This window comes from Pseudomonas anuradhapurensis (assembly GCF_014269225.2).
Classification (GTDB): Bacteria; Pseudomonadota; Gammaproteobacteria; order Pseudomonadales; family Pseudomonadaceae; genus Aquipseudomonas; species Aquipseudomonas anuradhapurensis.
This window is the reverse complement of record NZ_CP077097.1, coordinates 2,458,078-2,477,895: the sequence shown is the minus strand read 5'-3', so window position 1 is coordinate 2,477,895 and position 19,818 is coordinate 2,458,078. Positions and strand designations below refer to the sequence as shown.

Below are 19,818 nucleotides of genomic sequence, written 5' to 3'. Positions count from 1 at the left end.
AGGAAACAGGACCTTGGAAGCGCTCGCCCCCCGACAAAACTCAGCATTCAGCGGGTATGAGAGGCTCAAGAAGGACATCATCCGCGGCGTCTTCAAGCCCGGGGAAAAGCTGTTGATGAGCACCCTGAAGGAACGCTACGACCTGGGCGTCGGCCCGTTGCGCGAAGCGCTGTCGCAACTGGTGGCCGAGCACCTGGTCAACGCGATCAGCCAGAAGGGCTACCGCGTGGCACCCATGTCGCTGGAGGAGATGAACGACATCTACGATGCCCGCGCCAACCTGGAGGCGATGATCATCACCCTGGCCATCGAGCGCGGCGACGATGCCTGGGAAGCGTCGGTATTGGCCCACTCGCATACCCTGGCCAAGGTGATGGAGGTGAAAACCCGCGAGCAGCGCCTGGATGTCTGGGATGAACGGCACAAGGCATTCCACACCGCGATCGCGTCGGGTTGCGGCTCCCGGCATCTGCTACAGGCGCGCACCTACCTGTTCGACCAGGCCGAGCGCTACCGGCACCTGTGGCTGACCCAGACGGTGTTTTCCGAGCAGGCCCTGGAACTCAAGCGCCAGGAACATGCGGCACTGGTCGAAGCGCTTCTCGCCCGGGACGCCAAGCGTGCCAGCGCCATGATGCGTTCGCACCTGATGACCCCGGTGCCGATCATTGCCCAGATCATGCATGCCGAAGGCATCGGCGCACGCTGACCGCTTTGCCCTGGCCTGCGCGGTCCCGTGTAGGAGCGGCCTTGTGTCGCGAAAGGGCTGCGCAGCAGCCCCAGGATTTCAGTGCAAATGCACAAATTGCCGGGGGCTGCTGCGCAGCCCGTTCGCGACACAAGGCCGCTCCTACAAGGGGGTGTCGGCCGGTCGGGTGGCCAGATGAATTTTTCTTAAATCGCCGGTTGGCTATTCTTTGGCACAATCAACTCTCCATCAGATGCCCGGAAACCAGCATGCCTCGCGTACTGACCATCGAAGACGACGCCGTCACCGGCCAGGAAATCGTCGCCGAACTTACCAGCCACGGCCTGGAAGTGGATTGGGCCGACAATGGCCGTGAAGGCCTTTCCAAAGCCATTGCCGGCGGCTACGACCTGATCACCCTCGACCGCATGCTGCCCGAGGTCGACGGGCTGACCATCGTCACGACCCTGCGCAACCTCAAGATCACCACGCCGATCCTGATGATCAGTGCCCTGTCGGATGTCGACGAGCGAGTGCGCGGCCTGCGTGCCGGTGGTGACGACTACCTGACCAAACCGTTCGCCTCCGATGAGATGGCTGCACGGGTCGAGGTCCTGCTGCGCCGCAACAGCGTGCCGGTCACCCAGACCCGCCTGCAGGTAGCCGACCTGCAACTGGACCTGATCAGCCACGAGGCCCGGCGCGGCGATCAGACGCTCAACCTGCTGCCCACCGAGTACAAGCTGCTGGAATACCTCATGCGCCACAGCGGCCAGGTGATCACCCGCATGATGATTTTCGAAGAAGTCTGGGGCTACCACTTCGACCCGGGTACCAACCTGATCGACGTGCACATTGGCCGCCTGCGCAAGAAGATCGACTCACCCGGCCAGTCGCCGCTGATCCGTACGGTACGGGGCTCCGGCTATGCCATTGCTGAACCCGTCTAAAGGCTGGAGCTCCTCGACCAGCCGCCTGCTGGCGCTGTACAGCTTTCTGTTCGTGGCCTGGAGCAGCATCCTCATGGGGGTGCTGTACTTCGAGGTGTCCAGCTACCTGAACAAACTCACCCGTCATTCCATGCTGCAGCGCCAGCACCTGTTCGCCCACATGAGCGGCAAGCAGCTGGATGATGCCCTGGTCGCCAGCCAGGCCCTGGAAGAGCGCAGCTTCGATGCCTATGGCCTGTTCGACAGCCAGCTCAACCCGATTGGCGGGCGCATTCGCGCGCTTCCGCCGGAGTTGCGGCTCGATGGCAAGGTTCATGAACTCAAGCGCTGCCTGGACGCCGACGACCCGCACATGCCGCGTGACAGTTGTGATGCCGTGGCGATCAAGGTGCAGGACGGCCGCTGGCTGGTGCTGGTGCGTGACAACGGCTCGCTGTTCGTGGTTACCCGGATCATCCTGCATGCACTGCTCTGGGGTATCTCGCTGACCCTGATCCCAGGCTTTGCCGGCTGGTACCTGCTGCGCCGCAGGCCGCTCAAGCGCATCCGTGCGATCCAGGCCCAGGCCGAGCTGATCGTCGCCGGCGACCTCACCCACCGCCTGCCGTTGTCGGCCCGGCGTGACGAACTGGACATGCTGGCAGCCATCGTCAATGCCATGCTCGACCGCATCGAGCGATTGATGCACGAGGTCAAGGGTGTGTGCGACAACATCGCCCACGACCTGCGCACCCCACTCACGCGCCTGCGCGCCCAGCTGTACCGCATTCGCCAGCAGAGCGACAGCGACTCCACCCAGGCCGAGGCGCTGGACCAGGCCATCGGCGAAACCGACACCTTGATGGCGCGTTTTCGCGGGCTGTTGCGCATCAGCGAACTGGAAGACCGCCAACGGCGCGCCGGTTTCGTCCAGCTGGACCCACACGCGTTGCTGGTGGAGCTGCATGACTTCTACCTGCCGTTGGCCGAGGATGGCGGTATTCGCCTGGAATTGCAGCAGCCCGCAGAACTGCCGGCACTGCATGGTGACCGCGAGCTGTTGTTCGAAGCCTTGGCTAACCTGGTGGGCAACGCTATCAAGTTCACCCCGGAGGGTGGCCAGGTGCGGATCAGCGCCACGCAGGACGACAATGGCCTGCAGCTGGCCATCGAGGACAGCGGGCCGGGTATTCCCGAAGAAGAACGGGCTGCGGTACTGAAGCGCTTCTATCGCAGCGAAGAAGGCCATCGCCATGCGGGGTTCGGGCTGGGGCTGTCGATCGTTGCGGCGATCGTCGACCTGCACGGGTTCGGGCTGGAAGTGGGGGCAAGCGAGTTGGGTGGGGCCAGGCTGGTTCTGGATTGCCCGCTGGCCGCGTCAGGCAAGTAGACAATGGGGCTGCTCTGCAGCCCATCGCGACACAAGGCCGCTCCTACAGGGGCGACGCAAGCATCCGATGCTGCGCTACTCCTGTAGGAGCGGCCTCGTGTCGCGATGGGCCGCAAAGCGGCCCCGTCTGTACGGATCAGTCAGCCAGACGCCAGGTAGTACTACCCTTGCTGTCCTCCAGCACAACCCCCATGGCGGTCAGCTGGTCGCGAATACGGTCGGATTCGGCCCAGTTCTTGTCCGCACGCGCCTGCAGGCGCGCCTGGATCAAGCCCTCGACCGCAGCAGCATCGACCTTGCCTTCGGCACCGGCACGCAGGAAGTCATCGGCTTCCAGCTGCAGCACACCCAGCACGTCACCGAGCTCGCGCAGGCGACCCGCCAGGCCGGCAGCCGCATCCGGGTCGCTGTCGCGCAGGCGGTTGATCTCGCGCACCAGGTCGAACAGCACGGCGCAGGCTTCGGGGGTGCCGAAGTCGTCGTTCATCGCCACGCTGAAACGCTCGACAAACGCTTCGCCGCCCTTGGCTGCAACCCGCGGCAGGCCACGCAAGGCGTGGTAGAAGCGCTCCAGGGCACCCTTGGCATCGCGCAGGCTGTCTTCCGAGTAGTTGATCGCGCTGCGGTAGTGGCTGGCCACCAGCAGGTAACGCACCACTTCCGGGTGGTACTTTTCGAGCACGTCGCGGATGGTGAAGAAGTTGTTCAACGACTTGGACATCTTCTCGCCGTTGATACGGATCATGCCGCAGTGCATCCAGGCGTTGGCGTACTGCTTGCCGGTGGCCGCCTCGCTCTGGGCGATCTCGTTCTCGTGGTGCGGGAACTCCAGGTCGCTGCCACCGCCGTGAATGTCGAAGCTTTCGCCCAGGCAGCAGGTCGACATCACCGAGCACTCGATGTGCCAGCCCGGACGCCCCGGCCCCCATGGCGATTCCCAGCTCGGCTCGCCCGGCTTGGCGCCTTTCCACAGGACGAAATCCAGCGGGTCCTGCTTGGCTTCATCAACTTCGATGCGCGCACCGATACGCAGGTCTTCGATTTTCTTGCGCGACAGCTTGCCGTAGCCGACGAACTTGCCGACACGGTAGTACACGTCGCCATTGCCCGGGGCGTAGGCGTAGCCCTTGTCGATCAGGGTCTGGATCATCGCGTGCATGCCGGCGATATGGTCGGTGGCACGCGGTTCCTGGTCCGGCGGCAGGATGTTCAGGCGCCGCTCGTCTTCGTGCATCGCGTCGATCATGCGCGCGGTCAGGGCGTCGAAGGTCTCGCCGTTCTCGTTGGCCCGGTTGATGATCTTGTCATCGATGTCGGTGATGTTGCGCACGTAGGTCAGCTCGTAGCCGCTCTTGCGCAGCCAGCGCGTGACCAGGTCGAAGGCCACCATGCTGCGGCCATGGCCCAGGTGGCAGTAGTCGTACACGGTCATGCCGCACACGTACATGCGCACCTTGTTGCCATCCAGCGGCTTGAAGACTTCCTTGGCTTTGCTCAGGGTGTTGTAGATGGTAAGCACGGCGGTTCCTCAGCTGCCCCAGGAGTCACGCAGGGTGACAGTGCGGTTGAACACCGGGCGGCCCGGCTGGCTGTCTTTCAGGTCGGCGCAGAAGTAGCCTTCGCGCTCGAACTGGAAGCGGTCCTCGGGCTGGGCCTGGGCCAGCGATGGCTCGGCACGGCAGCCGCGCAGCACCTGCAGCGAATCCGGGTTGATGTTGTCCAGGAAGCTGCCGCCCTCCTCGGTCTTTTCCGGGTTCGGCGAGCGGAACAGGCGGTCGTACAGGCGCACTTCGCACTCGACGCTGCCCTCGGCCGGCACCCAGTGGATCACGCCCTTGACCTTGCGCCCTTCAGGGTTCTTGCCCAGGGTGTCCGGGTCGTACGAGCAGCGCAGCTCGACGATGTTGCCGTCGGCATCCTTGATGGCCTCGTCGGCGCGGATCACGTAGCTGCCGCGCAGGCGCACTTCGCCGGCCGGTTCCAGGCGCTTGTAGCCCTTCGGCGGCTCTTCCATGAAGTCGTCGCGGTCGATGTACAGCTCGCGGGAGAACGGCAGCACGCGTACGCCCATGTCTTCCTTCGGGTGGCGCGGCAGCTCGAGCTGCTCGACCTGGCCTTGCGGGTAGTTGGTGATGACCACCTTCAGCGGGCGCAGCACGCACATGGCGCGTGGTGCAGTACGGTCCAGGTCGTCACGGATACTGAACTCCAGCATCGACATGTCGACCACGCCGTCGGAGCGGTTGGTGCCGATCATTTCGCAGAAGTTGCGGATCGAGGCCGGGGTGTAGCCACGGCGACGGAAACCGGACAGGGTCGACATGCGTGGGTCGTCCCAGGCTTCGACGTGCTTTTCGTCGACCAGCTGCTTGAGCTTGCGCTTGGAAGTGATGGTGTAGTTCAGGTTCAGGCGGCTGAACTCATACTGGCGCGGGTGGGCCGGCACCGGCAGGTTGTCGAGGAACCAGTCGTACAGCGGACGATGCCCTTCGAATTCCAGGGTGCAGATCGAGTGGGTGATGCCCTCGATGGCGTCCGACTGGCCGTGGGTAAAGTCGTAGTTGGGGTAGATGCACCACTTGTCACCGGTCTGGTGGTGGTGGGCATGGCGGATGCGGTACAGGATCGGGTCGCGCAGGTTCATGTTCGGCGACGCCATGTCGATCTTGGCCCGCAGCACGCGCTCGCCGTCCTTGAACTCACCGGCCTTCATGCGGGCGAACAGGTCAAGGTTCTCCTCCACGCTGCGCTCGCGGAACGGGCTGTTCTTGCCTGGCTCCTTGAGGCTGCCGCGGTATTCCTTGGCCTGCTCGGGGGTAAGGTCGCAGACGTAGGCCTTGCCGCGCTTGATCAGCTCGACCGCCCAGTCGTGCAACTGGTCGAAGTAATCCGAGGCGTAGCGCACATCGCCGGCCCACTCGAAACCCAGCCACTTGACATCGCTCTGGATGGCGTCGATGTATTCCTGGTCTTCCTTGGCCGGGTTGGTATCGTCGAAACGCAGGTGACAGACGCCCCCGAACTCCTTGGCCAGGCCGAAGTTCACGCAGATCGACTTGGCGTGGCCGATGTGCAGGTAACCATTGGGCTCCGGCGGGAAACGGGTGACGATACGGCTGTGCTTGCCCGAGTCCAGGTCGGCCTGGATGATCGGCCGCAGGAAGTTCGCAGGGACAGCGGGGGCGCCTTTGGCAGCGGCGTTGGGCGCGTTGTCGGCAGTGGGCTTGCTCATAGGATCCTTGAATGCACGTGGCCGGCCTGGGTAGGCCGATTGAATCAAAGGGCCTATCATAGCCGAAGCAGTCAAGCTGCTGACAGTCGGGCCCGGACAAACAGGCGTGATTTATCACGGCTTTTTGCCGCAGCCTGGCAAAATGGCCAGTGCGCGCCATGTGTCGCGACCGCCTGATCCTGCGTCAGGTGGTAACCCCGCGCCCTGCGCACCCTAATTCCCGATTGCCTTGAAAGAGCGAGTTTCAGCATGTCCAAAGTCAAACTGAGCACCAACCACGGCGACATCGTCCTGCAACTGGACGCCGAAAAAGCGCCGCTGACTACCGAAAACTTCGTTCAGTACGTCAAGGATGGCCACTACAACGGCACCGTGTTCCACCGCGTGATCAAGGGCTTCATGATCCAGGGCGGTGGCTTCGAGCCTGGCATGAGCCAGAAGAAAACCCGCGCCAGCATCCAGAACGAAGCCGACAACGGCCTGAAGAACAAGAAGTACAGCATCGCCATGGCCCGTACCATGGAGCCGCACTCCGCCTCGGCGCAGTTCTTCATCAACGCCGCCGACAACGACTTCCTCAACCACAGCGGCAAGAACGTGCAGGGCTGGGGCTACGCGGTGTTCGGCGAAGTGATCGAAGGCCGTGAAATCGTCGATGCCATCGAGAAGGTCGCGACCGGTTCCAAGGCTGGCCACCAGGACGTGCCAAAAGACGACGTGATCATCGAGAAAGCCGAGATCATTGAGTGATCCTGCTGATCTCCGATCTGCACCTGCAAGAAGAACGCCCGGATATCACCCGGGCGTTTCTGGATTTGCTCGATGGCCGTGCCCGCCACGCCGAGGCCTTGTACATTCTCGGCGACTTCTTCGAAGCGTGGATCGGCGACGATGCCATGACGCCGTTCCAGCAGTCGATCTGCCAGGCCATGCGCCGCTTGAGCGACAGCGGTACGGCCATCTACCTGATGCATGGCAACCGTGATTTCCTGATTGGCCAGGCCTTCTGTGTCGCCGCAGGTTGCACGTTGCTGGCCGATCCCAGCGTCATCGAACTCGGCGGCGAACCGGTGTTGCTGATGCATGGCGACACCTTGTGCACCCGCGACCTGGGCTACATGAAGATGCGCCGCTTGCTGCGCAACCCGCTGAGCCTGTGGATCCTGCGTCACCTGCCGCTGGCGGCGCGCTACAAGCTGGCGCGCAAGCTGCGCAGCGAAAGCCGCTCGCAAACGCGAATGAAGGCCACCGAAATCGTCGACGTCACCCCGGAAGCAGTGCCGCAGGTGATGGCCGTGCATGGCGTGCGCACGCTGGTGCATGGCCATACCCACCGGCCGGCAATCCACAAACTGGTGGTCGATGGGCAACCGGCACGGCGCATCGTGCTGGGTGACTGGGACCGCCGGGGCTGGGTGTTGCAGGTTGACGAGCAAGGCTTTCAGCTGGCGCCGTTCGAGTTTTCCTGACGCTGTAGCGCTGGCAAATACTGGCCGCTTCGCGAGTAAATCCGCCCGCACAGGGACTGCACCGCTTGCGGTCATGGTGCAGTGCCTGTGCGAGCGCCTCAAGGCTGGCTGGCCAGCGCGCCCTTGTCCCCCTCGCTGATCACATACTGCCGGTATTCGGGGTCGGCCTGGATTTGTGCCTCGGTAAACGGTAATGGCAGCAGTTGCTTGGCCGAGAAGGCCTTGGTCTGGTCGCCGAAGTGTGCCGAACCGGCTTCGCTGGACTGCGAGAACGCCAGCAACCCGCGCGCCTCCGGCCCCTTGTCGGTAAAGCTGACCAGTTGCAGGTAGCTGGTACCACTGACCACCAGCCGCTTGCCCTGCCCGTGCGGCACGCTGTGGATCGCGTTGTACACGCCCAACGCTTGCGGGCCGCCCGGCACCGGGGTGCCATCGACTGCCTGCTGTACCTGGCCCCAGCGCACCTGCCCTGCCACACCACTCTCATTCACCTGCCTGAGCGACGCCAGCGCCGCCTGGTGCAGCCGTTTGCGCACCGCTGCCTGCTCGACCGCCAGGCCACGCGGGGTGTGCTGTGGGTCGGCCGGGTCGAAGGCCACCCGCCAGCTTTCCGGGTGCTCGGCCAATGCCTCGAACAGGTTGTTGAAGTGCACCAGGCCAATGCCACTGTCGAGGTCGGCCTTGCCGTTCCAGGTCGCCAGGCTGCTGCATACGGCCTGTACCTCGGCAGCGGCGCCCTGGCACCATTGCAGCAGGTCTGGCAGCACCAGGATGGCCAGGTAGACCTCATCGTCGGTGACCATGCGTTGCAAATCGTCGATCGCCAAGCGGGCCTTGCCCTGCAGGCGTTGCAGGGCAAAACGGCCGCGCATGCCCAGCGGCTGGTCACTGCGGCTTACCAGCGGCGAGTAGCCGGTCAGCGGCTGCGCCGGGTTGGTCATCCAGGCCGGGTCATTGGAGTTCTGCACGAAATCCGTGCGCTGCAGGCTCGGCAGCAGGCGTGCCGGGAAGATCCCCGGCTGTGCCGCCTGCGCATCCACTTTCCACGCACACGCACTGCGCGAGCCATCCAGCACTACCAGGCGACCCTCGGCCTGCGAACTGCTGCAGGTGTCCAGCAACGGCTGATCGACATAGGGCACCACCGACTGGTTCAAGTACAAGGCCTGGCCGCCCTGGTCGACCGCCAGCGTGTTGACCCAAGGAATGCCCTGCAACCGTTCGACCGCCCGCTGCAGCGCCGCCACGCTGTCGGCGCGGTTGATCTGGTACCACTGCTGCAATACCCGGGTGTTCTCCAGGTTGGCATCACGCAAGCTGTAGGCCGTGCGGCTGTCCCAGTCCAGGCGCCCGGGCCATTGCACCACCGGGCCGAAACGCGAACTGTAGACCTGGCGTTGTACCTGGCTCAGGCTGCCATCCTCGGCCTTGACTGCAACGCTGATGGTCTGCCGGACCAGCGGCAGCGACTTGCCATCGAGCAGGTAGCGGGTCGGGTCCTTGGGATCGAGTTGCAGGCGGTAGAGGGTAAAGTGCTGCGACGTATCGACAGTGTGCGTCCAGGCCAGGTGCTGGTTGAAACCGATATTGACCACAGGTAGCCCCGGCAATGCTGCCCCCATCACATCGAGCTTGCCGGGGATGGTCAACTGCATCTGGTAGAAGCGCATGCCGCCCATCCACGGGAAGTGCGGGTTGGCCAGCAACAGGCCGCGACCATTGGCCGAACGCCGGGCTCCCAAGGCCACCGCATTGCTACCGCGCTCCAGGGCAAAACGTTCCTGCCGGGCCAGGGCCGAGGCATAGCCGCTAGCGGCCTGCCGGTTGGCCAGACTGGGCGGTTGCGCACCCACCAGGGCTTCGACGAACTGCCCGACACCCCCTTCGGCCAACAGCCGGCGGGTCAGCTTGACCAGGTCTTCGCTACTGATCGGGCGCAGCCACTCGCCATTGCCGCACTCGGCGGGCAACCCTTGGCCACGGCGCTCGGCCAGGGCCCGGTTGTAGCCACTGGCATAACCCGCCAACAGCGCCTGGACCGAGGCCGGTTGCGCCTGCAAGAACGCGTTGATGGCCGAGGGGCTGTTGAGCCAGGTGAAGAACAGGTCACTCGCCAGGTTGTCGCGCTGCTCCAGAGTCTTGCCGTTGGCACCGAAATATCGGGACCGTTCGCCGCTGACGGTCAGCACCTCGTTACCTAGCAGGCACAGATTGTCCTGGGCATAGGCATAGCCGATACCGTAGCCCAGGCCGCGCTCGTCCTTGGCCACGATATGCGGCACGCCGTAGCTGGTGCGGCGAATCTGCGCGCTGGCATCGACTGCGGCGGACTGCGCCGCTGCGCCTGCATTGAAGGCTACCAGAGCGATGGCCAGGCCAGCGCAAGTCATGGGACGGGAAAATGGAAACACGGGCATTCCTCGAATTCGGGGTCATCCCGTGCAGACGAATGGCCAGATGAAAATTTTACCTGTGAGCGGCGGATGAAACGTCTTGAACAAAAACCGGCATTTTTTTGCGAATGGGCTGCAGTTTTTGTCTTCTCATTCGTCCTAGTCATTGAGGCACCCATATTTCGGGTTCGTCGACGAAAAGGAGCATTCACATGTACAACCCGCAATCCTCGATCCAGGCTGGCCACCGCCCGGACAAGGCGCCCCAGGGACAGGACGCCGTGGCCGACGAACGTACCGGCAACGAACAGATCCGCGCGTTGTTGCGCACCTTCGGCCTGCGCACCAGCCTGATCCGCCTCAAGGTGATCGACGCCTTGCACGTCGCCCAGCGTAACGGCCGCAGCATTGGCGTGCGCGGCGTGCATGCGCAACTGCAGCAACTGGATATCCCGCTGTCGTTCCTCAGCGTGCGCGAAGTCCTCAAGCGGCTATGCGCCGAGGGCGTCATCCAACTGGGCAGCGACAAGTGCTACAGCCTCGACCCACAGGCGCGTGCCGTGCTGGAGCAAACGCCTTCGCGTTGAGGGCACGGCCGGCCACAGTTGGCCGGCCGGCACCGCTCAGGGCTTGACCTTGCGCCGCAAGATGCCGTTGATGACCACGACCACCACGGCAATCGCAATCGCCAGCATCTGGAAGGTCTGCTCACTGATCGTACCCTGCTTCTGCAAGTGGGACAGGCCCAGCATCAGGCCCAGTACGACCAGGATGATCAGAAGGGAATATTTGAGGCGCTGCACATGTGTCATCGAAGGTTCCTTGCAACATCTGGGGCAAATGGCTCGCAACGAGCCGCGGCAATCATACAACGGCCACCGGCCCCGGCGCTGCATTTCCTGCTGGGTGAGGCGGCGGCGGCCTGCAAGCATGGCGCTCCCAAGCTCTCGCCGCCGGAGGCACCATGTACAAACCCCTGCTGTTCGCATCGCTGCTTTTGACCCCCCTTTCCCTTCATGCATTGGACACCCACGAGGCCTCGACCGGGCAATTGCTCGACCTGGGCCGCAACCTGGCCGCCCAGGCTGGGTCCAGCCAGTGGCAGCAACTCTGGCAACGCGTGCGCCAGGCCGGCTACCTGCAGGCAAACGGTGATTCGCTGCATTTCACCGTAGCGCCGGCATTGCTGCCCGAGCTGGCCCGGCAAACCCTGGGCCGGGCAGACCAGGTACAGGCGCTGCAGCACACCCAGGCGCTGTACCGACGCCACTTTGCCGACCAGGTCATCGGCCAGCGCAATGGCCAGCCGCTGCATGCGCTGTGCTTGCTGGTCGATTGGCGCACGCTGCCACAAGGCATGCTTCACAGCCCCGAGGCGTACCTGCGTGGCGCCAGCCTGCTGAGCAGCTATCCGTGCGAGTGAGGGTTACCAGACCCAACAGGCAGGACTGGATGAGGCTCGATGGGAAACCACCCGCTGCAGCCAGTTGTTGAAGTCATCTCCTACAGCGCCGGATATCGCTGCCTGCAATACCTGTTCTCCGAGGCTACAAGTCCCAACCCCTATGTCGCCTAGCGACCGGCTTTGTCCGTCGCCGAGAATTCAGCCACACCGTCGACATAACGCCGCTGGTGATCGGGTAGTAATCCCATCCATCCCCAAGGAGCGCCACATGGAATTGCCAGACTTGAGCCACATCGATATCAGCCAATTGCCCCATTCGTTGCAGGCCCTGATCGACTGCATCGGCATCGACAACGCCTACCAGCTCACCTGTGCCTACGGCGGCAGGCCGAAGTACATCCCCAAGCACCGCGAGCGCACCAAGCTCGCCGATGTGCTGCCGGCAGATGCACTTGATGCGCTGATCAAGCGCTTTGCCGGGGTCGCCCTGGAGATCCCCAAGGCTGACCACTTCCTGCGCCAGTTGCGCAACCAGCAAATCCAGAAAGAAAGCGCCAGCGGCTTGTCACGCAGCCTGCTGGCCAACAAATACGGCCTCAGCCTGCGCCAGATCGGCAACATTCGTCGCCAGGAAGCGTGCGCTCGCTGAGGCCCACCCCCCGTGGCCGGTCGCTAACGATCGCTTGTCACACCCAACCAGAAAGAGAGACCAGTCATGATAGATAACAGCCTCATTGGATCCGTGATCAACTCCTTGCCGATGGATCGCATGATTGCCGGCCCACTGCAAGCGATGGTCCAGGCCCAGGTCACCGCAAGCAAGTCATACGCCGACTTCCTGATGCAAGTCTGCATACAGGACGGCAAGGCGGTCGCCATCCAGTTCGACTACGACGAAACCATCGTCGACGAACAAGGTGAATACAAGGGCGTGGTCAGCAAGACCATGAAAGTGCCGCTGCTGGCGGCCATCACCCACCCGAACATTGCCATCGAAGAAGGCAAGGTCGAATTCGAACTGACCATCCAGCAGTCGGCTGAAGACACTTCCAGCAGCGAAAAGAGCGGCACGATGGCCGCCTCGCTGGGCTGGGGTCCGTTCCGACTGAACATGAAAGGCAGCATCAGCCACAAGTCCACGCAAACCCGCAAGACCGATACCCGCGCCCGCTATGCCTTCAACACCACCATCAAGCGCCAGGAACCACCAGAAGCGCTGATGCGGGTAATCGACTTCCTTACCGACGCCGCCACCAAACCGACCGTCGTCAACTCGGCAAAACTGGAAAGCCCCGAGGCAATCTCGAAGGCCGACACGCTAAATAACAAGGGCATCAGCGCTGGAGCCGGTGCTGGTGCTGGTGCTGGTGCTGGTGCTGGTGCTGGTGCTGGAGCCGCAGCTCCTTGAGCCACAGAAACCCGCACCTCCCCCATCCGTGTGGTGGGGGAACTACCTGCCCAGAGGAGCCAAGTGAGTGAGCAAAGTTCCCGCCCCGATGACTTCCATTGACCTGCGTGAAATTACCCGTGGCCTGCAAGAAGCCGCCAGCGCTACCAATAGCCTTATCGCGCAGCAGTACATCAACCTGTTCGACCAGTTCTTCGATTGCGACACCGAAACCTTGGGCGCGCCCATGAAAGCCAAGATGGTCGAGGTAGCCATGGACGGCCAGCACATCATGCGCGTGCCGCTGTTCGCGCTGGTCTCGCCCAAGGGCCTGGCCCTGGAGCGTATGCAGGTCGACCTGTCGGTCCGGGTCAAAGGCACCGAAGCCCAACAGGCACTGCTGACCGCTGGCGAACACAATGCGGCGAGCTTCAAGGTCACGATCGGTGGCCAGAGCCGTCAAGGCGAAAGCCGTGACCCCGACGAAGTGCAGATCCGCATGCAGTTCCAGGCCAGCGAACCACCTGAAGCACTCAGCCGGCTGATCGAGCAGTACACCAACCTGATCATTCCGGTACGTGCCCCCAGCCCGCCACACTCGCCCGATACCAACGAGTTCATCGAGGCGGCCACCGTCCGTTGACCGCCGCCCCTTGCGCGGCTCAGAAGTCGCGCTTGTAGAAGATGTCCAGGGAACTGGCCAGCCCACTGGCAGCTTCGAGGTAGACTTTCTTGCTCAGCTTGTAGCGCAACGCAATGGTGTTGGCGGGCTCGAATACCCCTACCCCATAGCGCAGGCTCAGCTTCTCGGTGAGATTGCCGCTGGCGACCACGCTGGTGGTGGTGCCGGAACCTTCCGTGTCCAGCTGGAAATCATCGATCCCCAAACTCGAAGCCAGGCTGCCGGTGATGCCGGCGCTACCGGCCAGGCCCAGGCCCAAAGCCGCCTCGGCAAGCATGTTGCTGTCTTCGCCGGAAGCGCCCAGTGGCCGTCCCAGCACCAGGTATGACAATGCCTGTTCCTGGCTCATGGCCGGCTCCGAGAACACCTTGGTAGTGGGTTGCTCTGCACTGCCGGTGAGGCGGATACCGGCGATCACGTCGTCAACCTTGCGGATTGCTTCGATGTCCAGGTACGGCTGGTCGATCGGCCCGGCAAACAGTAGCCGCGCGCGGCGAATGGTCAGGCGCTGGCCATAGGCACGGTAGCGGCCATCGGCCAGGCTCAGTTCGCCACGGGTATCAAGGTTGTCGCCGATGTGTACATGGCCGAGCAGGTTGGCCTTCAGCCCAAAGCCGCTGAACGACAGCTTTTCGCGCCCCACTTCGACGTCGATGTCCATGGCCATCGCCATGGGCGCTGTGCCCTCCTCGGTCTGGTGGCCGACGATCACCGTGTCATCCGACACTTTGACCGTGGACGGCGGCAGCTCACGCACGGTGATCGTGCCTTTGGGTACCTGAACCTTGCCGGTAACCGCCAGCTTGTCGTCGATCAGGCGCAGGGTGAGGTCCGGGGCGACCTCCAGCGTTGCATAGGGTTCCACGGTAACCGGCAACTGCTGGCCTTGCAGGCGCAGGTCCATGCCCAGTGCCTGGCCCCAGGTGAGGTTGCCACGCAACTGGCCACGCCCCGCCTCGCCACTGCGCCAGTCACCTTCGAGCTGTACCTGCTCACCGGCTATCAACGCCTGCAACGACAGGTTCTCGAAGCTGACCGGCAATTCGGCACCACTGACCTCGCCGCCGCGCAGCATCAGGTTGCCGTTGACCTGCGGCGCCAACAGGGTGCCCGACAGCCGCCCGCTGCCATTGAGCTGCCCGGCCAGGCGCTCGACCATCGGCAGGAACGGCCGCGCCACTGACAGATCGACACCGGCCAGGTGGAAATTCCCTGACAACGGCTTGCTCCTGCCCAGCGGGTCGAGGCGGGTATTGACGTTCAGCTCACCCAGGCGCTGGCCACGGAACACCAGGCGGGTATCGATACGCCGCGGCGCCAGCGTGCTGTCCAGGCGCAGGGCCTGGTAGGGGAAATCGACCCAGCGCTCCTTGTCACGCACGCGCAGGGTACCGCCACTGGCGTCGACGACGATGCTGCCCTTGGGGCCGCTGGCCGGAATATCCAGATTGATGTCGGCGTTGAGCAGGCCCTGCCAGGCGAAGTCTTTCGGTAACCACTGGGCCAGGCTGTCCAGCGGGAACCGCTTGAGGTGGTAGCGCAAGCGTGGCTCGGGGGCCAGGCGCTGATCGTCGCCGCACAGGCTGGCCTGGCCGGAGCGCCAGCAATGGGCGCCGAAGTCCAGCTGGCCGCTGGCCAGCCGCTGCAGGCGCGCCGGTGCCTGCAACTGCCAGTCCTGGCCACCGGCCTGGACCCGCCCGCTGGCCAGGCGCCCACGCCAGTCGCCCTTGTTCAGCTGGCCATCCAGGCCCAGGTCGAGCTTCAGTTGCGGGCCGTCCAGCGCCACGGTCAGGGCTTGCTGGCGAATGTCGCCCTTGCCGTTGGCCTGCAGGTCACCCAATGCCGTGTCACCCAGGTGGATGCCGCTGGCCTTGAGCGCGACCACGCCGCGCTGGGCGTTGTCCAGGCGGGCATCCAGGCCCAGCTGCTGCAGGCGGTTGTCGGCCAGGGCCAACCGTTGGCCTTGCACGGCCAGGGTACCTTGCGGGGCCTGCAAGGTACCGGCGACGTCCAGCCGGCCCTTGACCTGGCCCTGCAGCCTTGGCCACAACTGGCCCAGCCGCGGCAGGTCGAGGTCAATCCGCCCGGCCAGGCGCTGCTGCAGGCTGCCACTGCCATTGATCCGGTTATCACCCAGTTGCACGGCCAAGGCGGCCAGCGTCCAACGCTCCCCTGCCCCTTGGGCGTCGACCTTGAGCACTGCCGGCTGGCCGCGCAGACGGCCCTTCAGGTCAAGCTGAGCCTCCAGGCTCAGCGCATCACCTTTGAGCTCGCCCTTGCTGCGCAGCGGCCCGGCCAAGGCGCCTGGCAGCTCGGCCAGCCAATAAGCTGGGTCGAGCGCCGAAAGCTGCAGGGCAACGTCCCATGCCAGGTGCTCGGCAAAACCCACGGCGACGCTGCCTTCAGCCTTGCCTTGCCCGGCGCTAAGCGCCAACTGCGGCAGCTTGACCTGGCTCAGGTCCCCTTGGAACGGGCTGGCCAGGCTGAACGGCCCGGCCGGGCCGTCCAGGTCGCCATTGAAAGTACCTTGGTAATTGCCATCGCGGTAATGCACCTGGGCACTGAAGCGCTTGAGCGTGACCTGAGGCGGCGTTTCCAGCGGGTACAGGCGCAGCCACGGGAAGTCCTGCCAGTCCAGTTGCGCGTCGCTGACCAGGCCCTGCTGCCAGTCGGCGCTGGCCTGCAGCTTGACGCGCTGGCTGTCGCTGGCGCTCAGGTCCAGGGCATCCAGCCTGGCCCCTTTGCTGTCGACCACGCCAGACAACAGCAAGGCCACTGGCGACTGCTCGGCGGGCAGGCTGGCAGAGCCCGACACCTTGTAACCCGTGAGCAGGTTGCCCTTGGCATCGAGGCTGAGCTGGTTGAACTGCAAGGTGTCGGGTAGCGCACCGGCTGGCTTGAATGCCTCGGAGCGAATCTGCAAGGTTGCCGGCAGATGCTCGGCCAGCGCCTGCAGTTGGCCGTTCAATGTGGCGTCGAGGTAACCGCTGCTGCTACCGGTGAGCGCCAAGGTGCTCTGCAAACCGCCGCTGGCGCTCAACGCCAGCTGCCAGGGCTTGCCGTCTAGCGCAGGCAGCTGCACCTGTGCCTGGAGTTGCACCGGCCAGTCACCCTCGGGCTGCAGGTTACCCTGCAGCTTCAACTGCAGCTCGTCGCGCTGCAGCTGCAGGCTGTCGATGCGCATCCCGCTGCTGGTCCAGTGCGCTGCCAGTTGCACGTCGCCAAGCAGGTCGCTGCCGTCCAGGCGCAACTGGCCAACCTTGACTTCCCCCAACTCGACAGCCACCGGCAAGCGCAAGGCCGGCAACTGCAGCGGGCCGCTCTCGGCCGGCTCGGCACCGGGTGCAAAGGCCATGTCAATGCGTTGTGCCTGCAACTGGCCGATGCACAAGGTGGCTCGCAGCAGGCAGGCAGGCGACCAGGCCAGCAACGCTGCCTGCACTTCGACCTTGCTGTCACCGTCGGCCCAGACCAACTGGCTGGCTTGCCAGCGACCGGCCAGACGGCCCTGGAAGTCAGTCACTTCAAGCCCTGGCACCTGGCCCAGCACCCAGCGGCTGCCAGCCTCGGTCCCCAACAGCAGGCCCACTGCAATGCCCAGGCTCGCAATTACCCCGAGCAGGCCGATAAGCAGATACTTAATTACACGTTTCACAGCTCGGGCCCCATGGAAAAGTGCAGGCGAATGCCGCCGTCGTCATCCAGCGCCCTGGCCAGGTCCAGGCGCAACGGCCCGACCGGCGATACCCAGCGCACACCAAAGCCGACGCCGGTCTTCAGGCTCGGCAGCTCAAGGTCGTTGAACGAGTTGCCCTGGTCGACGAAGGTCGCCAGGCGCCACTTTTCGGTCAGCGAATACTGGTACTCGACGCTGCCGGCTACCAGGTAGCGCCCACCAATGCGGTCGCCGTCGCTGTTTTTAGGCGACAGGGTCTGGTAGTCGTAGCCGCGCACGCTCTGGTCGCCACCGGCGAAAAAGCGTAGTGACGGCGGCACGTTGTTCTTGAAACCATTGGTTGCACTGCCCCCGAACTGCACCCGGCCGAGCAGCCGGTGGTTGTGACCAAGGGTGGTCAGGCCCTTGAGCAGCACGTTGCCATGCAGCAGGTTGGTATCCGAAACCAACCCTTCCTTGGCGGCCTGCACATCGAACTGCAGGCGGTAGCCGTTGTGCGGGTCGATGCGGTTGTCACTGCGCAAGAAGGAAAAGCTCACGCCCGGCATCAGCAGGTTGCTCAACCCGGAATCGTCGCCCAGGCGATACTCCTCGCGCTGGTATTTGAGCGAGATTACCCGCTGCCAGCCGCTGGGCAGCTTGCTGTGCCACTCGGGGCCGACCGTCAGCAGTTTACTGAGCGTATCGGTGCCGGCGATTTCCTCGTTCTGGTAGCCGCCGGCAAAGCGCAGCTTGTCGGTCAGCGGCGGGTCGAGCGGGATGTCGTACCACAGGCCGACGTTCTGCCGAGGGGCCGACAGTTCGGTTTCCCAGCCATAGCTGTGGCCTTGCGGGTTGACCCAGTGGCGGGTCCAGTTGGCCTTGCCACGAGGGCCAACGTCGGTCGAGAAACCCAGGCCCAGGCCCAGGGTGCGCGGTTTGCGTGTCTGCAGGTGGACATCCACCGGGACTTCCTCTCCGACGGCCGCGGTGGGCGCCGCATCCACCCGCACACCTTCGAAGTAGCCGCTCGACTGCAGGTCGTTGTTCAGTTCGGCGACCAGCTCGGAGTCGTAGGGTGTACCTGGCTTGAACGAGACCATGCGCTGCAGCAGGTCATCGTCCAGCGGGGTGTCGCCGCCAAAGGTGACGGCGCCCAGGCGGTAGCGTGGGCCGCTCTGGTAGACCAGTTCGATGTCGGCCACGCCAGCCTGGGGGTCGACCGCCAGGCGCTGGCGGCTGAAGCGCCCACTGAAGAAGCCATAGCGCGACGCCTGGTTTTGGATCAGCCGTTTGGCATCTTCGTAATGGCCATGGTTGAGTTGTTCCCCTGCCCGTAGCGCCTTGCTGTCGGGCACGCGAAAAGCCTTCAGCTCGCTGGCCGGGCCTTCGATGCGCACGGTCACGTTGCGCAGGCGAATCGGCTCGCCCGGGTCGATGCTGATGATCAGTTGCGGGGAACGGTCAGCCGCGCTGGCAGGCTTGACCTCGGTATCGATCTGGGCCTGATAGTAGCCAAGTGCCTGTGCGGCTTTGCGCGCCTGCTCCTGGGCGCCGCGACTGAAACGCAGCAGCGCTTCTTCATCGCGGTCGCCAACGGTACCGATGTAGCCTTCGACATTGGCCTTGAGCGCTTTGTTGGCCGGTTTTACCTTCACCAGCAACTCGCTCTGGCCCCATGCTGCGAAACTGGCGGCCCAGATAACCAGACCCCAGGTCAATCTTCCTGAATACGTCATGCGGCGCATGCTACCAGAGCCGCGCGCTCAAGTGAGCCGCTGCGCTGCCCGCTCAGGCGAAAGCAGAATCGGAAGAGACCGGGTTGGGATGAAAGAACACCCTCTCTCGGATTGGCCCTACAGCCACCTCTCCAATTTCTTCATAGCCCTGGCGCTGGTAGAACGCCAGGTAGTGCTCGTTGCCGGTGTCCAGCACCACGCCCTGGGTGCTGGCGTCCGCAGCGCACCAGTCGTGCACGGCTTGCAACAATTGCTCGCCATACTGCTTGCCCTGAAACTGCGGGTGCACCCCCAGCAGCGGCAGTACGTGGACCTTATCGGTGGGCAGGCAGCTGGCCAGGGCCGCCTGGTAGTCCATGTAGCGGCGGGTGCAGCGCAGGCCGGTGCCCAGCATCATGCGCAGGCGCCAGGCCCAGCTGTCGGCCACGCCCAACCGCCGTAGCGGCGGCACGATCAGGGCCAGGGCGATCAGGCGGTCCTCCAGCAGCAGGCCGATGGCCGGCAGTTGCAGGTAGAAGTGCTGGCGCACCCACTCGCGCACCATCACCCGCAGGCGCCGCTCATACCCCGGGCGCTGGGCCTCGAAGATATAGGCGAAGGTCGGTTCGTGGCGATAGGCGTTGTACAACAGTGAACGCGCTTCACGGCTGTAGCCGTCGTCGAGCAGGCAGACACGCGCCGGAGCGGCAGTGGTTTCGGGCATTGCGGGCAAACCTCCTGGAATGGGCAGACAGTGCCTTGGAGGTGCCTCAGCGTGCATCGTTCACCCCCTGCAAAGCACGTTAGCAGCCGCCCCGCGAAGCCGCCATGCTGGTGGTGGCAGGCGATGTCGGCTAGCATCGCGGCTTT

17 protein-coding genes are annotated in these 19,818 nt (G+C 64.1%); 10 read left to right on the top strand and 7 right to left on the bottom strand.

The genetic code is table 11. The features are described 5' to 3' along the window. The first annotated feature begins 13 nt into the window (after positions 1 to 13). From csiR to HU763_RS11560, 3 genes are all read left to right on the top strand, one after another. A complete protein-coding gene (gene csiR, locus HU763_RS11570; protein WP_170029698.1) occupies positions 14 to 709 on the top strand; it encodes a DNA-binding transcriptional regulator CsiR in 696 nt (231 codons plus the stop codon). A 248-nt stretch (positions 710 to 957) separates the two neighbouring features. Beyond that, complete coding sequence (locus HU763_RS11565; RefSeq protein ID WP_170029697.1) at positions 958 to 1,638, top strand: response regulator transcription factor; 681 nt, start codon at positions 958 to 960, stop codon at positions 1,636 to 1,638. Continuing rightward, a complete protein-coding gene (locus HU763_RS11560; RefSeq protein ID WP_186684944.1) occupies positions 1,616 to 3,007 on the top strand; it encodes a sensor histidine kinase in 1,392 nt (463 codons plus the stop codon). The genes HU763_RS11565 and HU763_RS11560 overlap by 23 nt, the downstream gene beginning before the upstream one ends. Before the next feature lie 136 nt (positions 3,008 to 3,143). Here HU763_RS11560 and cysS read toward each other — a convergent pair whose 3' ends face one another. Together cysS and HU763_RS11550 are read right to left on the bottom strand one after the other, a co-directional pair. Continuing rightward, complete coding sequence (cysS, locus tag HU763_RS11555) at positions 3,144 to 4,526, bottom strand: cysteine--tRNA ligase (protein ID WP_186684941.1); 1,383 nt, start codon at positions 4,524 to 4,526, stop codon at positions 3,144 to 3,146. A 9-nt stretch (positions 4,527 to 4,535) separates the two neighbouring features. After that, a complete protein-coding gene (locus HU763_RS11550) occupies positions 4,536 to 6,239 on the bottom strand; it encodes a glutamine--tRNA ligase/YqeY domain fusion protein (RefSeq protein ID WP_186684939.1) in 1,704 nt (567 codons plus the stop codon). Between the two features lie 249 nt (positions 6,240 to 6,488). Here HU763_RS11550 and HU763_RS11545 point away from each other — a divergent pair, with 249 nt between their 5' ends. Together HU763_RS11545 and lpxH are read left to right on the top strand one after the other, a co-directional pair. Next, complete coding sequence (locus HU763_RS11545) at positions 6,489 to 6,989, top strand: peptidylprolyl isomerase (protein ID WP_170029693.1); 501 nt, start codon at positions 6,489 to 6,491, stop codon at positions 6,987 to 6,989. Beyond that, positions 6,986 to 7,708 (top strand): UDP-2,3-diacylglucosamine diphosphatase, encoded by a 723-nt coding sequence (gene lpxH, locus HU763_RS11540; protein ID WP_186684937.1) that lies wholly within the window; start codon positions 6,986 to 6,988, stop codon positions 7,706 to 7,708. The genes HU763_RS11545 and lpxH overlap by 4 nt, the downstream gene beginning before the upstream one ends. A 98-nt stretch (positions 7,709 to 7,806) precedes the next feature. On the opposite strand, the gene pvdQ is transcribed toward lpxH, so the two are convergent. Beyond that, entirely contained in the window at positions 7,807 to 10,119 is a 2,313-nt protein-coding gene (pvdQ, locus tag HU763_RS11535) for a bifunctional acylase PvdQ (RefSeq protein WP_442793958.1), read from the bottom strand. 194 nt (positions 10,120 to 10,313) lie between these two features. On the opposite strand from pvdQ, the gene HU763_RS11530 reads away from it, so the two are divergent. Continuing rightward, positions 10,314 to 10,688 (top strand): fe2+ zn2+ uptake regulation protein, encoded by a 375-nt coding sequence (locus HU763_RS11530; RefSeq protein WP_186684935.1) that lies wholly within the window; start codon positions 10,314 to 10,316, stop codon positions 10,686 to 10,688. Between the two features lie 36 nt (positions 10,689 to 10,724). On the opposite strand, the gene HU763_RS11525 is transcribed toward HU763_RS11530, so the two are convergent. Continuing rightward, positions 10,725 to 10,913 (bottom strand): hypothetical protein, encoded by a 189-nt coding sequence (locus HU763_RS11525; RefSeq protein WP_003248064.1) that lies wholly within the window; start codon positions 10,911 to 10,913, stop codon positions 10,725 to 10,727. Positions 10,914 to 11,065: 152 nt separating this feature from the next. On the opposite strand from HU763_RS11525, the gene HU763_RS11520 reads away from it, so the two are divergent. The 4 genes from HU763_RS11520 (at position 11,066) to HU763_RS11505 (ending at position 13,536) form a co-directional block, all read left to right on the top strand. Further along, positions 11,066 to 11,524 (top strand): hypothetical protein, encoded by a 459-nt coding sequence (locus HU763_RS11520; protein WP_186684934.1) that lies wholly within the window; start codon positions 11,066 to 11,068, stop codon positions 11,522 to 11,524. Between the two features lie 250 nt (positions 11,525 to 11,774). Further along, a complete protein-coding gene (locus tag HU763_RS11515) occupies positions 11,775 to 12,155 on the top strand; it encodes a Mor transcription activator family protein (protein WP_186684933.1) in 381 nt (126 codons plus the stop codon). A 66-nt stretch (positions 12,156 to 12,221) separates the two neighbouring features. Beyond that, entirely contained in the window at positions 12,222 to 12,914 is a 693-nt protein-coding gene (locus HU763_RS11510) for a DUF2589 domain-containing protein (RefSeq protein WP_186684932.1), read from the top strand. A 67-nt stretch (positions 12,915 to 12,981) separates the two neighbouring features. Continuing rightward, positions 12,982 to 13,536, top strand: a complete 555-nt coding sequence (locus tag HU763_RS11505; RefSeq protein WP_186684931.1) for a DUF2589 domain-containing protein — start codon at positions 12,982 to 12,984, stop codon at positions 13,534 to 13,536. 19 nt (positions 13,537 to 13,555) lie between these two features. On the opposite strand, the gene HU763_RS11500 is transcribed toward HU763_RS11505, so the two are convergent. Genes HU763_RS11500 through HU763_RS11490 form a run of 3 tightly spaced genes read right to left on the bottom strand, consistent with a single transcriptional unit; the run spans position 13,556 to position 19,672 of the window. Beyond that, on the bottom strand, positions 13,556 to 17,230 hold the full coding sequence (locus HU763_RS11500) for a translocation/assembly module TamB domain-containing protein (protein ID WP_186684930.1): 3,675 nt from the start codon (positions 17,228 to 17,230) through the stop codon (positions 13,556 to 13,558). Beyond that, entirely contained in the window at positions 17,227 to 18,969 is a 1,743-nt protein-coding gene (locus HU763_RS11495; RefSeq protein ID WP_186684929.1) for an autotransporter assembly complex protein TamA, read from the bottom strand. The genes HU763_RS11500 and HU763_RS11495 overlap by 4 nt, the downstream gene beginning before the upstream one ends. Before the next feature lie 52 nt (positions 18,970 to 19,021). After that, positions 19,022 to 19,672, bottom strand: coding sequence for a GNAT family N-acetyltransferase (locus tag HU763_RS11490; protein WP_170029684.1), 651 nt, complete (start codon positions 19,670 to 19,672; stop codon positions 19,022 to 19,024). Between the last annotated feature and the right edge of the window lie 146 nt (positions 19,673 to 19,818).

Coding starts and splice junctions, on each gene's coding strand:
- HU763_RS11530 (WP_186684935.1), top strand. CDS start 10,314: ATGTACAACCCGCAATCCTCGATCCAGGCTGGCCACCGCCCGGACAAG.
- HU763_RS11520 (WP_186684934.1), top strand. CDS start 11,066: ATGTACAAACCCCTGCTGTTCGCATCGCTGCTTTTGACCCCCCTTTCC.
- HU763_RS11525 (WP_003248064.1), bottom strand. CDS start 10,913: ATGACACATGTGCAGCGCCTCAAATATTCCCTTCTGATCATCCTGGTC.
- HU763_RS11495 (WP_186684929.1), bottom strand. CDS start 18,969: ATGACGTATTCAGGAAGATTGACCTGGGGTCTGGTTATCTGGGCCGCC.
- HU763_RS11490 (WP_170029684.1), bottom strand. CDS start 19,672: ATGCCCGAAACCACTGCCGCTCCGGCGCGTGTCTGCCTGCTCGACGAC.
- HU763_RS11510 (WP_186684932.1), top strand. CDS start 12,222: ATGATAGATAACAGCCTCATTGGATCCGTGATCAACTCCTTGCCGATG.
- HU763_RS11515 (WP_186684933.1), top strand. CDS start 11,775: ATGGAATTGCCAGACTTGAGCCACATCGATATCAGCCAATTGCCCCAT.
- HU763_RS11545 (WP_170029693.1), top strand. CDS start 6,489: ATGTCCAAAGTCAAACTGAGCACCAACCACGGCGACATCGTCCTGCAA.
- HU763_RS11550 (WP_186684939.1), bottom strand. CDS start 6,239: ATGAGCAAGCCCACTGCCGACAACGCGCCCAACGCCGCTGCCAAAGGC.
- HU763_RS11565 (WP_170029697.1), top strand. CDS start 958: ATGCCTCGCGTACTGACCATCGAAGACGACGCCGTCACCGGCCAGGAA.
- HU763_RS11560 (WP_186684944.1), top strand. CDS start 1,616: ATGCCATTGCTGAACCCGTCTAAAGGCTGGAGCTCCTCGACCAGCCGC.